The sequence below is a fragment of the Rhizobacter sp. P5_A1 genome (assembly GCF_056400745.1).
On sequence record NZ_JBFUKR010000001.1, the window covers coordinates 220524 to 235561 of the forward strand.

The following is a 15038-nucleotide window of genomic DNA, read 5'->3' on the forward strand; positions in this document are numbered from 1 at the left end:
GGCATTCAAGGGGCGCCCTTCAGGTTCTTGTCGAGGAAGGTTTCGACGCGCTTCCAGAAGTCGATCTGGTTCGCGGGCAGCATCCAGCCGTGCCCTTCGTCGGCGTAGACCTTCCATTCGACTTTCGGGTTGGCCCGGCCTATCGCATCGCGCAACTGCGTGCCGTGGTCGATCGGTACCCGCTGATCGACGCCCCCGTAAGCCATGAACAGTGGCTGCGTGATCCTGGAAGCGAGCTTGATCGGCGAGGTGGCCGCGAGTTGAGCGGCATCCTTCTCGCGATCGCCGATCAGGATCGGCATGCCATAGCGCTTGTACTCGCTGTCGAGGTCGCTCCAGTGGATCGAGTACATCAGGTCGATGTCGGTGACGCCCGCCCACTCGACGCCGCAACGAAACAGCTCGGGGTTGCGGATCAGCCCCATCAGCGTCGCATAGCCGCCATAGCTTGCGCCGGCGATGCAGATGCGGTCCTTGTCGGCGTAGCCCTGCTTGACGGCCCACAGCGCCGCGTCCGCGACGTCGTCCTGCATCGCCAGGCCCCACTGTTTCCAGCCGGCCCGATACAGCTTGGCGCCGTACCCGGTGCTGCCGCGGAACTCGGGTTCGATGACGACGTAGCCGCGTGACGCGAGGAATTGCGCCTCGTCGCGCCATTCCCACTCGACCCCGCGCAGCCACGGCCCGCCATGCACGAGGACCACCGCCGGGCCGGCGGCCTTCTGTCCCTTTGGACGGGTCACATAGACCGGGATCGACAGGCCGTCGCGCGCATGGATGCGGACCATGTCGGTCATCGCCATGTCCTGCGGCTTGACCCAGGGGCGCGCCGCGACCATCGGCTCGAGCGTCCCCTTGCCGACGCCGTAGATCCGGTACACCCGCGGCGAGCGGTCGGACGACGACGTCACGAGCACGTTCTCGACGTTCTCGCAATCGCCGCAATCGAGCAGGTTGTTCGACGCCGGCAGCAGCGTGTCGACCGTCTGCTGGATCTTCTGCATCGCCGGATCGAACCAGTGCGTTGCGTGCGCCTCGGTCAGGTAGTTGACACCCAGCACCGCGCCTGACCGATTGCGCACGACACCGCCGCGAAAGTCGAATCCGGGGGCAGTCAACAGCGGCTCGGCCGACACCTTCCCTGCGGCGGCCGCTCCGGGATTCATCGCGACCAGCGAGGTCACGTCCCTGTTGGGCGCGACGCGCGCCACCGCGTAGACACGGCTCTCCGACTCGACGTAGACGGGCGAGATGACCCCTTCGACACTCGAGGCCTCCTGGATCCTGACCCACGACGCGGACGCATTGGCCTTCCAGTGCAGCGCCTGCCTGCCTTCAGACTCGGTGACGACGAAGCGAGGTTCGCCCAGCCGATCGACGGTCCATGCCAGCACATGCTCCGGCGCTCCTGCCGACAGGTTCCGCGTGCTGCCATTGCGGGTGTTCACCCGGAGCAGGCTGATGTGCGACAGCTCCCCGGAGTTCGTCCAGACCCAGCGCGCGACCAGCACGTCGTCGCTGCCGTCATGCAACATCTGATACAGACCATGATCCGGCTGCAGCGTGCGGCTGCTGATGTTCGAGCCCGTGTTGCCGCCCATCCAGACCGGCGCGATCAGTGCGCGCGGCGAGTCCTTACCGTCGGCATCGACCGCGAACAGCCCCGCGCCGTCGCGCTGATTGGCGCGCGCCTCCTGCTGATCGAAGACCCGATACACGAGACGCTCGTCGTTGACCCACTGCACGCCCACGATGTCGGCGTTCGAGTAGGCGGCGACGACCTTGCTCTTGCTCGGATCGGCGATGTCGACGATCGCGAGCGAACGTCGCCCCGTCGAGGCGGGAATCGTGGCCGCGAGGCGCTTGCCGGAAGGCGACAACTGCACGTCCGCGTAGGCGTCGGGCTTGAAGAAGTCGGCCACCGGCACCGATTGGGCGGCCGCCGGCAGGGCGGCGGCGCCGAGGTTCCAGGCCACCAGCAAGGCAAGCGCGGATCGAAGCGCGCGCGTCCATCGGTCCACAGCTGCTGAGCGTTGCAAGAAATCCTCCGGTGCGATGAGCAGCCCTGGATTGTGCTGTCACGAAGCCCGCGCGGGGCCCGCGAAAGCACTGGGTTTGTCATGCACGCGACGCCTCGACGACGCGGTCGGCCGGCCTGACCCGCAGCACCGCCTGCGCCGCCTGCTCATAGGCCTGCGCCAGCCGCAGCAGCGCCGCATCGCCCTGCGGCCGACCGATCAGCTGGAGGCCCATCGGCAGGCCGGCCGCGCTGAAGCCGGCCGGCACACTGATGCAGGGCAGGCCGGCGAAGCTGGCGTAGATCACGACCTCCATCCAGCGGTGGTAGGTGTCCATCTCGCGGCCGGCGATGTGGGTCGGCCAGCGCAGGTCGGCTTCGAAAGGCCAGACCTGCGCGCACGGCAGCGCGAGCACGTCGAAGCGTTCGAACAGGCTCAGCAGGTGCCGGTAAAACGCGCTGCGCTGCGCGCTCGCCTGCAGCGTCTGCGCGCCGGTCAGGCCGGCGGCCTGGTCGTGCTCCCACAGCGCCTCGGGCTTGATCAGCGCGCGGTTCGCGGGGTCCAGCAGGAACGGCGCGATGCGCCCGGCGACGAGCCAGCGCCGCCACACCAGCCAGGCTTGCCAGACGGCTTCGGGCGAGTGACCGAGCGCGGTCGGCTCGATCGCACAGCCGGTGCCCTCGAGTCGTTTCAGCGCCTGCTCGCACACGTCGAGAACGCCGGGCTCCATCGCCAGGTAGCCGTCCAGGTCGCCGAGCCAGCCCACCCGCGCCGAGGCACCGTCGATCTCGTTCAAGCCCGCTGCGAAAGACGGATGCGCCGCCAGCGACAGCGGCACTCGCGCATCCGGACCGGCCTGCACATCGAGCAGGCGCGCGACGTCTTCGACCGTGCGACCCATCGGCCCTTCGGTGCCGAGCTGCGTGACCCAGACGTCGGCGGCCGGGAACAGCGGCACGCGGCCCTGGCTGGGCCGCAGCCCGAACACGTTGTTCCAGCCGGCGGGGTTGCGCAGGCTGCCCATGAAGTCGCTGCCGTCGGCGACCGGCAGCATGCGCAGCGCCAGCGCGACGGCCGCGCCGCCGCTGCTGCCGCCGGCCGACTTGCGCGCATCGAAGGCATTGCGCGTGACGCCGAACACCTCGTTGAAGGTGTGCGAGCCCAGGCCGAACTCGGGCGTGTTGCTCTTGCCGATCACGAGGCAGCCGGCGGCCTTCATGCGCTGGACCATCAGGCCGTCTTCGCGCGGGATGACGTCACGCAGCAGCGGCGAGCCCATCGTGCTGCGCAGGCCGGCCGTCGGTGCGATGTCCTTGATCGCCTGCGGCATGCCGTGCAGGAAACCGCGGCTCGTGCCACGCGCGAGTTCGGCGTCGCAGGCCTCGGCCTCGCGCAGCAGCGCGTCGCCGTCGCGCAGGCTGACGAGCGCGTTGTGCGCCGCGTTGACCGCGGCGATGCGCGCGAGATAGGCCTGCATCACCTCGCGGCACGAGACCACCTTGGCGTGGATCGCCGCCGAGAGCGCGGTCGCGGACAGGTCGGTGAGCTGCGGCATCGGGCCCGTTCAGTCTCTCGACCGCCGCCACACCGCGATCAGCGCCTTGGTCTTGGTCCACACCGACAGCTTCTCGTCGGACAAGGCATCGAGAAAGTCCGACAGGCCCTTGGACTTGCCCATCGTGTAGAAGGTCAGCACAGTCGTGAAGACGAACACGACCGCGAAGATCCAGAGCTTGCGGCTCATCGGCGCGTCGGCCTCGGCGAGCAGGTTCATGCCGAGGAAGCCGGTCGTCACGGTGCCGATCAGCCCGAGGATCGTGACGACCGTCAGCCGCACGACCGTGTTCGCCTGGCGGCGCAGGCTGTCGGCGTCGAGGTAGCTGTTCATGTCGGCGATACGCTCCTTGACCTCGTCGTAGAGCGGGTCCAGGCCGAGGTGCGTTGCGCACAAGTGGAACAGCGCGCGCACCTGCGCCTGCTCGGAGACCTCGTGGAACCAGTAGCGGTGCGTGAAGCGCAGAAAGCCTTCGAAGCTGCCGCGGATCGAGCGCTTGAACCGGCGCACGCTGCCGGCGTCGCCGACATCGAGGTTCTTCAGCGCCTCGACGAGCCGATCGGACGACATCAGCAGTGCCGCCTTCTGGAAGTGCGCAATCATGAACAGCAGGAAGTGCTGGTGCCGGAACTGCGCGAGCACGCCGCGGTCGCGGCAGCCGTAGAACTGCGAGCGCGCGTCACCGATCACGATCAGCGCGTGACCGCTGCACAGGTAGCGCGTGTTCGGCGCCGCGCCGGCGTTGGCCCAGAAGCGGTCATAGCAGTAGCGCTGCTCGAAATCGGCGAGGTGGTCGGCGCCGTAGGGCAATGCGCTGTCGTCGCTCAGGCTGCCGTTGTCGCTGCCGCCCGCGCCGGTCACGAGGCCGAGGCGGATGAAATCGTTGCGGGTCAGCGCGCGCGGGTCGTCGAGCGCGAGGTAGCCCATCAGCGGCATGCGGTAGTACTCGATCTGCCGGTAGCGCAGTTCGCCGGGCTCGTCGGAGTGGTCGGCGACCAGCGGCTGCAGCATGAAGGCCCAGTGCGCCGCGGTGCGCGGCGCGCGGTGCTCGGCGACGTGCGCCATGAAGACCTCGCGCTGCTGCGAATCCGAGCGCGCCATCACCCCGCCCCGCGCATCCAGCCATTCGACGCTGGCCATCGTGTGCAGCGCGTGACCGTTCGCGTCCCACCCCGCCGGGTAGCCGCGGCCGAAACGGTAGAGCTGCTCCTGCGCCTGGTCGAGCGTCAGGTCGTTGGCGCCGAGCTCGAGATTGAGCAGCACGACGTCGACGTCGAAGAAGAAGTACAGGTCGACGTGGATCACCTCCAGCGTCAGCGGCGCGTCGCCGGGCCGTGCGACGACGCGCACGTGGGCGATGTCGTCGCGGCGGAACACGCGCATCGGCGCGTCGGCATCGCGCCCGCCGCCAGTAGCCCCGCCGGGGCTGCCTCGTGGCCCTTCGCGCGCCTTGCGCCCTTCGCCGTACAGGAAGCGCTGCACATAGGGCAGGAAGGTCACGAACTCGTTGTAATGGCGCTCGTGGAAGCGCGCGCTGTCGCCGGTGTATTCGTCGACGACCTCGCGCCACGGCGACGCGTCGCCCAGGTCGCGCAGGACCTGCCACGGCGTGCGGCGCGGCTGGCCCTCGGCGCCGCGCAGCGGCATCAGGCGCAGTGGCCACAGCAGCACCTGGCGCAGATGGCGCACGGCCGGGCCGCCGGGGGCCTGGGCCGCGGTCGTCAGCGGTGCGGTGGTGGCGTCGATACGGTCCATGTGCTCAGCTCTCGTTGTGCTCGAGGTTCACCTTGCGGCGTGTGCCCGCTGCCACATCGTAGAGGTGAAAGCTGTTCATGTGGCGGCCGTACAGGTGCAGGCTCACCGCCTGCGGCCGGTCGGCGCCGACGCCGGTCAGGTGGATGTGGTCGGGATTCGGCACGAAACTGGTCACGCTGCCTGCGCCGATCAGGATCACGCCGCCGCGCTGCAGTTCGATCCCGGTGTCGGCCGAGCGCGTGTTCGCGTCCTGGGCGCCGGTGCGGATGTAGCTGCGCTCCTCCAGCATGCCACGCAGCACGCCGACGACGCCCCAGCTGCCATGGTCGTGAACGGGCGTCCACTGCCCCGGCGTCCAGACCAGCGCATACAGCGACAGGCTCTGGTCGGGCGCGACATAGATCGCGTTGCGCGCGTAGTGCGCGGGGTCGGCGCGCAGGTGTTGCGGCGCGAGGAACGCGTCGGCGTGCTGCAGCAGCGCCTGCATCAGCGGCGCGATCGCGACGACGCAATCGGCCGGCTCCGAGTGCGCGCGAGCGAGCGCGGCCGAGCCCGCGATGAACTGTTCGAGGACGGATGAATTCATCGCGTGATTCTGCCGGCACCGGCCCCGACGCGATGCGTAGGCGAACCCCTACAGCGATTCGATCGATCACCCGATGGTGTGCCGCCGCCCGGCCGTCGACATTCGCTCCATCGAGGGCCGCATGTCGCGGTCGGTACGGAGGCGGTGATGGCGAACGATGCGGATTGGGTGGCAGACGTGCGACGCTGGTACTTTGCAAGCCAGCGCGCCGAAGCGGCGATCGTCGCCGCAGCCGACGACGGCGAGCCGGTCGAACTCGGCTACGAGGCTGCGCACCCGGCGCTGCAGTCGCACCACTGGCCGGACGCGCCGCACTCCGGCTTCACCGGCCCGAAGTAGCCGCTACCACGGGTCGATGCCGGCGGGCCGCCGCGTGCCGATCCGCGCCGACGCCAGCCCGCGCGACAGCCACTGGCGCGTCTGCGCCGGGTCGATCACCGCATCGATCTCGAGCGTCGCGGCCATGTTGATCGCCTTGCCCTTCGCGTAGTGTTCGTCGACATGGCGCTGGTACAGCGCATCGCGCTGCGGCCCTTCCGGCAGCGCCTCGAGTTCCTTGCGATAGCCCAGGCGCACCGCCCCTTCCAGACCCATCGCGCCGAACTCGCCGCTCGGCCACGCGACCGTGAACACCGGCTCGTGGAAACCGCCGCCGGCCATCGCCATCGCGCCCAGCCCATAGCCTTTGCGCAGCACGACCGCGAAGAACGGCACGCGCAGATGCGCCGCCGCGACGAACATCCGGCTGACATGACGCACCTGCGCTTGCGCCTCGATCTCGGGGCCGACCATGAAGCCCGGCGTGTCGATCAGCGAGACCAGCGGCAGGCCGTGCGCGTTGCACAGCTGCATGAAGCGCGCGGCCTTGTCGGCGGCGTCGGCATCGATCGCGCCGCCGAGGTGCGATGGGTTGCTCGCAAGCAGCCCGATCGGCCGGCCTTCGATCCGCGCCAGCGCGGTGAAGATGCCCGCACCGAAGCCGGCGCGCAGCTCGAGCAGCGAGCCGATGTCGGCCACGCAGTGCATCACCTCGCGCATGTCGTAGGCGCGCACGCGGTTCTCGGGCAGCAGGTCGCGCAGCAGCAGCGGGTCGGCCGCCGACCCCTCGGCGGTTGAGCCCTGGAAGTACGACAGGTACTGCTGCGCCGCGGCCACCGCCGCCGCTTCGTCGTCGACCAGCAGGTCGATCACACCGTTGCCCGACTGCAGCGCGCTCGGCCCGATCTGCTCGGGCGTGAAGACGCCGAGGCCACCGCCTTCGACCATCGCCGGGCCGCCCATGCCGATGTTGCTGCGCTTCGTCGCGATGATCACGTCGCTGCAGCCGAGCAGCGCCGCGTTGCCGGCGAAGCAGCGGCCGGCGACGATGCCGATCACCGGCACCTGCCCGGACAGGCGCGCATAGCTCGCGAAGCTCGCGACATGCAGCCCGGCAACGACCGGCATGTCGGTGTCGCCGGGCCGGCCGCCGCCGCCCTCGGCGAACATCACGACCGGCAGCTGCTGGGCCAGCGCGATGCCGAGCAGGCGGTCGGTCTTCTGGTGGTTGCGCATGCCCTGCGTGCCGGCCAGCACGGTCGCGTCGTAAGCCATCACGACGCAGCGCGACCGCTCGGTGCCGAACCGCGCGCCGTTGATGCTGCCGATGCCGGCGACCAGGCCGTCGGCCGGCGTGTTCGCGATCAGGTCGGCCTCGCTGCGGCGCGAGCGCTGCGCCGCGATCGCGAGCGCGCCGTACTCGACGAAGCTGCCGGCGTCGCACAGGTCGGAGACGTTCTCGCGCGCGCTGCGCATCCCGAGCGCGTGGCGCTTCGCGATCGCCTCGGGGCGCTGCGCGTCGAGCGTGAAGGCCTGCCGGGTGATGAGTTCCTGCAAGTCGGCGCGCAGTGTCGGGTCGGCCGCGGCGCGCGCCGGCGGTGCCGCTTCGCCGGTCGCGGTCGATGTCGCGGCGCCGAGCCGCATCAGGCAGTCGCCCTCGCAGACCTGCTCGCCGATGTGCGTGTCGATGTGCAGCACCTGCGCGTCGGCCTGAGCGCGGATCTCGTGCTCCATCTTCATCGCTTCGAGCACCAGCAGCGCCTGCCCGGCGCGCACCGCCTGGCCGACCGTGACCGGCAGCTCGACGACGGTGCCGGCCATCGGCGCGTGAATCCTGTCGTGTGGCATCGGGCCTCCTCGCCGGCGACTGTAACGAAGTCACACCTCGCGGACTGACGCCTGCACGACAGCCGCATGCCGATGACGTATCGTCGGCGCCTTTCAAATGCTGCTCGACACCGACCGATGACCGTCCTGCTTCGCGCCCTCAGACCCCTCGCTGTCGTCCCGCTGTTGATGGCGCTGCCCGCCACCGCGCCACACGCCGCGACATCGCCGAACGACACACCGTACCCCGGTATGTTGACCTTGCACGTTGACGCGACCGATCTCGACCGCCGCATCTTTCGCATCAAGGAGAGCATCCCCGTCGCGCCCGGCCCGCTGCGCCTGAACTACCCGCAGTGGCTGCCCGGCAACCACGCGCCGAACGGCCGCATCGGCGAGCTCGCCGGGCTGAAGATCAGCGCGGCCGGCCGGCCGGTGGCGTGGAAGCGCGATCCGCTCGACGTCTACGCGTTCGCGCTCGACGTGCCTGCCGGCACGAACATGTTGGAGATCGAGTTCCAGCACCTGTCGCCGGTCGACGGCGACAGCGGCCGCGTCGTCGTGACGCCCGAAATGCTGAACGTGCAGTGGAACGCGATGCTGCTGTACCCCGCCGGGCCGCTCGACAGCAGGATCACCATTCAGCCCAGCCTGCGGCTGCCCGACCGCTGGCAATTCGGCACCGCGCTCGAAGCCGCGGCACAGCGCGGCGCGACGACGCAGTTCAAGCCGGTCAGCGTCGAGACGCTGATCGACTCGCCGGTCTTCGCCGGCAGGCACATGACCCGCGTCGAACTCGACCCGCAGGCCGCCGCGAGCGGCCGCACGCCGGTCATGCTGAACGTCATGGCCGACACGCCGAGCGAACTCGCGATCACGCCGGAGCAGCTCGCCGCGCACCGCGCGCTGGTGACGCAGGCCGATCGGCTGTTCGGCGCACGCCACTATGCGCACTACGACTTCCTGTTCGCGGTCAGCGACCATTTCGGCTGGATCGGCCTCGAGCACCAGCAGTCGAGCGAAAACGGCGTGTCGCCGGGCTACTTCAGCGAGTGGGCGAAGTCATCGGTCGGCCGCGACCTGCTCGCGCACGAGTACGTGCACTCGTGGAACGGCAAGTTCCGGCGCCCGGCCGACTTGTGGACGCCGGACACGAACACGCCGATGCAGAACTCGCTGCTCTGGATGTACGAGGGCCAGACCCAGTTCTGGGGCGACGTGCTCGCGGCGCGCTCGGGCCTGGTGCCGTTGGCCGACATGCGCGACAACCTCGCGAGCGTCGCCGCGTGGCTCGATGCGCAGGCGGGCCGCCGGTGGCGCAACCTGCAGGACACGACGAACCAGGCCGTGATGGGCGATCGGCACGAGGGCCGCGACTGGCGCGACTGGCAGCGCGGGGCCGACTACTACGACGAGATGGTGCTGGTCTGGCTCGAGGCCGACATGCTGATCCGCGACGCCTCGGGCGGGCAGCGCTCGCTCGATGATTTCGCGCGCGACTTCTTCGGTGCCGCGCCCGACCGTGCGGGTTCGAGTCTCGCGCCGCTGACCTACGACTTCGATGCGATCGTCGCGGCGCTGAACCGCGTCCAGCCGCACGACTGGGCCGGCTTCCTGCGCGAACGGCTCGACACGAACCGGCCCGGCGCGCCGCTGAAGGGCCTGGAGCAGGCCGGCTGGCGCCTCGCGTGGAGCGAGGAACCGAACAGCTTCACGAAGGGCTTCGCCGAGCGCCGCAAGTTCGACGACTTCGCCTACTCGCTCGGCATCGAGGTCGGCAAGGAGAGCATGCTGACGATGGTGCGCTGGGGCAGCCCGGCGTTCGACGCGGGGTTGCGCAACTCGGTGCAGCTGGTCGCGGTCGACGGCCTGGCCTACAAGCCCGAGCGTCTGAAGGCCGCGATCACCGCCGCAAAGACGAGCAAGGCGCCGATCCAGCTGCTGATGAAGGACGGCGATCACTATCGGTCGGTCGCGATCGCCTACAGCGGCGGGTTGCGCTACCCGAAACTGGAGCGAATCGAGGGGACGGAGGACCGGCTGAGCAAGCTGCTGTCGCCCCGGTTGTAAGTCGAACTCGTCAGGCGTAGGCGCGCGGATAACGCTCCAACGTCAGGCCATTCATGTCGATCGCCGGCGCGCGGCCGGAGATCACGTCGGCCATCACGCGGCCGGTGCCGGCGGCCATGGTCCAGCCCAGCGTGCCGTGGCCGGTGGCGAGAAACAGGTTCGGCAGCCGCGTGCTGCCGACGACCGGCGTGCCGTCCGGCGTCATCGGGCGCAGGCCGCACCAGAACTCGGCGCGCTCCACGTCGCCGCCGTGGGGGAACAGGTCGGTGACGACGTGCTCGAGCGTCTGCCGGCGCGCGTCATGCAACTTCAGCGTGTAGCCGGCGAGCTCCGCGGTGCCGCCGACGCGAATGCGGTCGCCCAGGCGCGTCACGGCGACCTTGTGGCTCTCGTCCATCACGGTCGACTCGGGCGCGCCGGCCGCGTCGGTGATCGGCACCGTGATCGAGTAGCCCTTGACCGGGTAGACCGGGATGCGGATGCCGACGTTCTTCAGCAGCAGCGGCGAGTAGCTGCCGAGCGCGACCAGGTAGGCGTCGGCCTTGAGGGTGCCCGAATCGGTGACGACACCGTCGATCTGCTTGCCGGCCAGCGCCAGCTTCTTGATCTGCGTGCCATAGCGGAACTGCACCCCTTGCTTGACCGCCAGCGCAGCGAGGTTCTGCGTGAACTTGAAGCAGTCGCCGGTCTCGTCGCCGGGCAGCAGGAGGCCGCCGACGAATTTGTCTCTGACCGTCGCGAGCGCGGGCTCGTGGCGGATGCAGCCGTCACGGTCGAGCAGCTCGAACGCGACCCCGTAGCGCCGCAGGATCGCGATGTCGGCGGCCGTGCCGTCGAGCTGCGCCTGCGTGCGAAAGAGCTGCAAGGTGCCCTGCATGCGCTCGTCGTATCGGATGCCGGTTTCGCTGCGCAGCGCCCTCAGGCAGTCGCGGCTGTACTCGGCCAGCCGCACCATCCGGCTCTTGTTCAATTCGTAGCGCGCGCTGGTGCAGTTGCGCAGCATCGCGACGCCCCAGCGCAGCAGGTTCAGGTCGATGTTGGGGCGGATCACGAGCGGCCGGTGCTGCATCAGCAGCCACTTGATCGCCTTGATCGGCACGCCCGGCCCCGCCCACGGCGCCGAGTAGCCGGGCGAGACTTCGCCGGCGTTGCCGTAGCTCGTTTCGAGCGCCGCCGCGGGCTGGCGGTCGACCACCGTCACCTCGTGGCCCGCCAGCGCGAGCTGGTAGGCGGATGACACACCGATCACGCCGCTGCCGAGTACCAACACCTTCATCGTCACGCTCCATGCACTGTTCGTGCCGGGGCGCAGTGTACGGGTGTGTCCGCTAGAGCCTGGGCGTGGCCTCGCGGTTCGCGAGTTCGATCGGGCCGAACAGTGCCTGCACCGGGCTCGCCTCGGGCAGCACATAGACGACGCCGCGATGCTGACCGAGGCTCGGCTCGACGACAGCGTCGTAGAACGCGACCGGCACGACGACGCAGCCGTACGAGATGCGGTTGTCGTCAGGCTCGGGCGACGCGAGCCGTTCGGCACGGTGCTCGTACCAGGGCGCCGGGCGCAGCCGGTGGATCGCGAGCGACGCGGCATAGTCGATCCAGACGATCGCTTCGCCCTTGTCGTTGTGGCCAGGCTGCGATTCGAAACGGCCCGCCGGCGTGCTGCGCTCGTGCGGGGCCAGGCTCGCGGGTTGGCGCTGCGCGATGTCGGCAATCGCGGTGTCGCCGGCGGCGAGGCCGAGCAGCACGGCCGAGGCGCCGGCCAGGCGGCCGGCCGGATCGAACACGTAGAGCCGCGCGTTGCGCTTGTCGACGATCGCGAATGGCTGGCCGCGGTGGTCGGCGCTTGCGAGCACCTGGCTCGCGGCATAACGGGCCGCGTCCGAAGCCGGTTCGGCGCCGAAATCGGGCGCTGCGGCAGCTTGGCACAGCGAGGCACAAAACAACACGGCGGCTGCGGCAAACAGCCTCTTGCCTCGACGGGCCATCGGAACAATCCTCGGTGGAAACAATGGTCAGCGGCGAGGCTGAACGAGCTACTCCCACCGGGCGGCCGCGATGGCGGCACGCCGGGGCGAATTGTCGTTGGAGTGAGCGGCCGCGCGGCCAAAGACCGGCCGGCGCGACGGGGAATCTGTTACATCCGATGCAGTTCCGGATCGACCGGATACGCGCCGGCAAACACCTGCCGCACGCCCTTCGATTCGGGCAGCACGTAGATCACGCCACGCTGAGCGCCGAGCAGCGGCTCGATGACGCTGTTGAAGAACGCCACCGGTACGTTGATGCAGCCGTATGAGATGCGGCGCTGCGACGGGTCATTGGATGCAAGCCGTTCGAGCCGACGTTCTTTCGGGTCGACCGGCCGCACGCGGTGCATCGAGACGGCCGCGTCGTAGTCGACCCAGATCACTTCTTCGCCCGAGGCGTTGCGCCCGGGCTGGCTGTTGAAGCGCCCTGCCGGCGTCGTGCGCTCGGTCTCGCGCACCTGCGCGATCGGGCGCTTGCCGATGCCGGCGACCGAGTCGTCGCCGACGGCGAATCCGAGCAGCACGGGGCTGGAGTCGATCAGCCTGGCCTGGCCGTCGAACACGAAGACGCGCGCGTCGCGCTTGTCGAGAATCACGAACGGCAGGTGCCGGTTGTCGTGCGCATCGGCGACCCAGTTCGCGACGAAACGGGCATCGGCCGAAGCCGCGTGCCCGGCGAAATCGGCCAGATGCGGCACAAGCGCGGCGCTCGCGTGGGGCACACGCGGGGGCGCCATCGCGCGCAGGGTTGCCAGACCCGCCGGCGGGAGCGTCAGCACCAGCACGGCGGCGCCCAGCAACACCCCTTGCCTGAGGCCCGCGAAGAGCTCGACGTCGAGGGCGAAGGGGCTGCCGAACTTCATCGCGACCTCAGTTGCGGTCGGCCTTCGGTTGCGGCTCGCTGGTCGCCGGTGTGCTGCTGCTGTCCGACGATGACGGCGTGCTGCTGCTCGACGACGGTGTGCTCGAGGTATCCGGCGTGGTCGAGGGTGTCGACTGCGTCGACGTGTCGGGCGCCGGGGCGGCAGGCTGCGCGCTCTGGCTCGGCATCGGCTCGGTGCTCTGCGACGGGGTCGTCGCCGGTTCGTTGCTCTGGGTCTGCGCGGACACATACCCAACGGTGCCGACGATCGCCGAAGCGGCGATCAGGGCGGTCAGGGTCTTGGAAACTTTCATCGTGGAGCTCCTTGAGGCATGAATGAGTGAAAAGGCCGATTCGCAAATCAGCTGCTCAACCATAGGAGTGACCCCGGCGGCGGTCGGTCGGCCGAGTGGTGACTAGCCTGTAGGACAAGCGAGGTCACGAAATGCAACCGGCGCCGCCGGCGCACGGACGATCCCGGGCGAAAATGGGCGGCACCGCAGAAGGAAAACCATGTCCGTTGTACCGAACTATGTCGCCCCCGCCCGCTTCACCGACCCGGCCGCCGCACTCGCGCAGGTGCGCGCGATCTACGACGGCAGCATCCAGCACTTGCGCGGCGCACTGCAGGCCTTCGTCGCCGGCGACGCGATGAGCGAGCGCGTGCGCGCCTGCTACCCCTTCGTGCGCGTGCACACCGACACCGTCGCGCGCGCCGACTCGCGCCTGAGCTACGGCTTCGTCGCCGGCCCGGGCACCTTCGAGACCACATTGACCCGGCCCGACCTGTTCTCCAACTACTACCTCGAGCAGTTCCGGCTGCTGCTGAAGAACCACCATGTCGCGCTCGAGATCGGCACCAGCGCACACCCGATCCCGGTCCACTTCTCGCTCGCCGAGAACGACCACCTCGAGGGCAACCTGAGTGCCGAGCGCCGGCTGCTGATGCGTGACCGCTTCGACCTGCCCGATCTGAACGCGATGGACGACGGCATCGCCAACGGCACCTTCGAGGCCGGCCCGGGCGATGCGCAGCCGCTGGCGCTGTTCACCGCGCCGCGCGTCGACTATTCGCTGCACCGGCTGCGCCACTACACCGGCACCGCGCCCGAGCACTTCCAGAACTTCGTGCTGTTCACGAACTACCAGTTCTACATCGACGAGTTCGTGCGCCTGGGCCACGAGACGATGACCAGCGCCGCCAAAGCGCAGGACTACATCGCCTTCGTCGAGCCGGGCAACGTGATCACGCGCCGCAGCGGGCTGCCGTCACAGCCCGGCGATGAGCTCGGCGCCGCGCCGCCGCGCTTGCCGCAGATGCCGGCCTACCACCTGGTGCGCGCCGACGGCAGCGGCATCACGATGGTCAACATCGGCGTCGGCCCGGCCAACGCGAAGACGATCACCGACCACATCGCAGTGCTGCGCCCGCACGCGTGGGTCATGCTCGGGCACTGCGCCGGGCTGCGCAACACGCAGCAGCTCGGCGACTACGTGCTCGCCCACGGCTACGTGCGCGAAGACCACGTCCTCGACGAAGAACTGCCACTGTGGGTGCCGATCCCGGCGCTGGCCGAGGTGCAGGTCGCGCTCGAGACCGCGGTCGAACAGATCACGCAACTGAAGGGCTACGAGCTCAAGCGCATCATGCGCACCGGCACGGTCGCGAGCACGGACAACCGCAACTGGGAGCTGCTGCCGTCGCAGCACGCCGTGAGCACGCCGGAGCGGCGCTTCAGCCAGAGCCGTGCGATCGCGCTCGACATGGAAAGCGCGACGATCGCCGCGAACGGCTTCCGCTTCCGCGTGCCCTACGGCACCTTGCTGTGCGTCAGCGACAAGCCGCTGCACGGCGAGATCAAGCTGCCGGGGATGGCGAATCACTTCTACCGCGAGCGTGTCGACCAGCATCTGCGCATCGGCATCCGCGCGATCGAACTGCTGCGCGAGGCCGGCGTCGACCAGCTCCACAGCCGCAAGCTGCGCAGCTTCGCCGAGGTCGCGTTCCAATAGCTCT

12 protein-coding genes are annotated in these 15038 nt (G+C 69.4%); 4 read left to right on the top strand and 8 right to left on the bottom strand.

Translation table 11 applies throughout. The annotated features are described in order from the left end of the window. Nucleotides 1-5: 5 nt before the first annotated feature. From AC1DTW_RS01055 to AC1DTW_RS01070, 4 genes are all read right to left on the bottom strand, one after another. Entirely contained in the window at nucleotides 6-1976 is a 1971-nt protein-coding gene (locus AC1DTW_RS01055; RefSeq protein WP_477978217.1) for an alpha/beta hydrolase family protein, read from the bottom strand. A 142-nt stretch (nucleotides 1977-2118) separates the two neighbouring features. Beyond that, complete coding sequence (locus AC1DTW_RS01060) at nucleotides 2119-3573, bottom strand: amidase (protein WP_477978219.1); 1455 nt, start codon at nucleotides 3571-3573, stop codon at nucleotides 2119-2121. Between the two features lie 9 nt (nucleotides 3574-3582). Then, a complete protein-coding gene (locus AC1DTW_RS01065; protein ID WP_477978221.1) occupies nucleotides 3583-5328 on the bottom strand; it encodes a hypothetical protein in 1746 nt (581 codons plus the stop codon). A gap of 4 nt (nucleotides 5329-5332) precedes the next feature. Beyond that, nucleotides 5333-5914 carry a cysteine dioxygenase family protein gene (locus AC1DTW_RS01070; RefSeq protein ID WP_477978223.1) on the bottom strand — a complete coding sequence of 194 codons (582 nt, stop codon included), beginning with the start codon at nucleotides 5912-5914 and terminating at the stop codon, nucleotides 5333-5335. Nucleotides 5915-6061: 147 nt separating this feature from the next. Here AC1DTW_RS01070 and AC1DTW_RS01075 point away from each other — a divergent pair, with 147 nt between their 5' ends. Next, on the top strand, nucleotides 6062-6253 hold the full coding sequence (locus AC1DTW_RS01075; protein ID WP_477978225.1) for a hypothetical protein: 192 nt from the start codon (nucleotides 6062-6064) through the stop codon (nucleotides 6251-6253). A gap of 3 nt (nucleotides 6254-6256) precedes the next feature. On the opposite strand, the gene AC1DTW_RS01080 is transcribed toward AC1DTW_RS01075, so the two are convergent. Further along, nucleotides 6257-8065, bottom strand: a complete 1809-nt coding sequence (locus tag AC1DTW_RS01080) for a carboxyl transferase domain-containing protein (RefSeq protein WP_477978509.1) — start codon at nucleotides 8063-8065, stop codon at nucleotides 6257-6259. A 132-nt stretch (nucleotides 8066-8197) separates the two neighbouring features. Between AC1DTW_RS01080 and AC1DTW_RS01085 the strand changes: the two genes are divergently transcribed. Then, nucleotides 8198-10129 (top strand): M61 family metallopeptidase, encoded by a 1932-nt coding sequence (locus AC1DTW_RS01085; RefSeq protein WP_477978227.1) that lies wholly within the window; start codon nucleotides 8198-8200, stop codon nucleotides 10127-10129. Nucleotides 10130-10139: 10 nt separating this feature from the next. Here AC1DTW_RS01085 and AC1DTW_RS01090 read toward each other — a convergent pair whose 3' ends face one another. From AC1DTW_RS01090 to AC1DTW_RS01100, 3 genes are all read right to left on the bottom strand, one after another. After that, nucleotides 10140-11405 carry a D-amino acid dehydrogenase gene (locus AC1DTW_RS01090; protein ID WP_477978229.1) on the bottom strand — a complete coding sequence of 422 codons (1266 nt, stop codon included), beginning with the start codon at nucleotides 11403-11405 and terminating at the stop codon, nucleotides 10140-10142. Nucleotides 11406-11457: 52 nt separating this feature from the next. Continuing rightward, nucleotides 11458-12117, bottom strand: coding sequence for a hypothetical protein (locus AC1DTW_RS01095; RefSeq protein WP_477978231.1), 660 nt, complete (start codon nucleotides 12115-12117; stop codon nucleotides 11458-11460). A gap of 149 nt (nucleotides 12118-12266) precedes the next feature. Then, the gene (locus AC1DTW_RS01100) at nucleotides 12267-13022 is read right to left on the bottom strand and encodes a hypothetical protein (protein ID WP_477978233.1); all 756 of its coding nucleotides are present in this window, start codon (nucleotides 13020-13022) and stop codon (nucleotides 12267-12269) included. Nucleotides 13023-13072: 50 nt separating this feature from the next. Here AC1DTW_RS01100 and AC1DTW_RS01105 point away from each other — a divergent pair, with 50 nt between their 5' ends. After that, nucleotides 13073-13357 (top strand): hypothetical protein, encoded by a 285-nt coding sequence (locus tag AC1DTW_RS01105; RefSeq protein ID WP_477978235.1) that lies wholly within the window; start codon nucleotides 13073-13075, stop codon nucleotides 13355-13357. 177 nt (nucleotides 13358-13534) lie between these two features. Then, nucleotides 13535-15034, top strand: coding sequence for an AMP nucleosidase (locus tag AC1DTW_RS01110; protein WP_477978237.1), 1500 nt, complete (start codon nucleotides 13535-13537; stop codon nucleotides 15032-15034). Nucleotides 15035-15038: the final 4 nt, after the last annotated feature.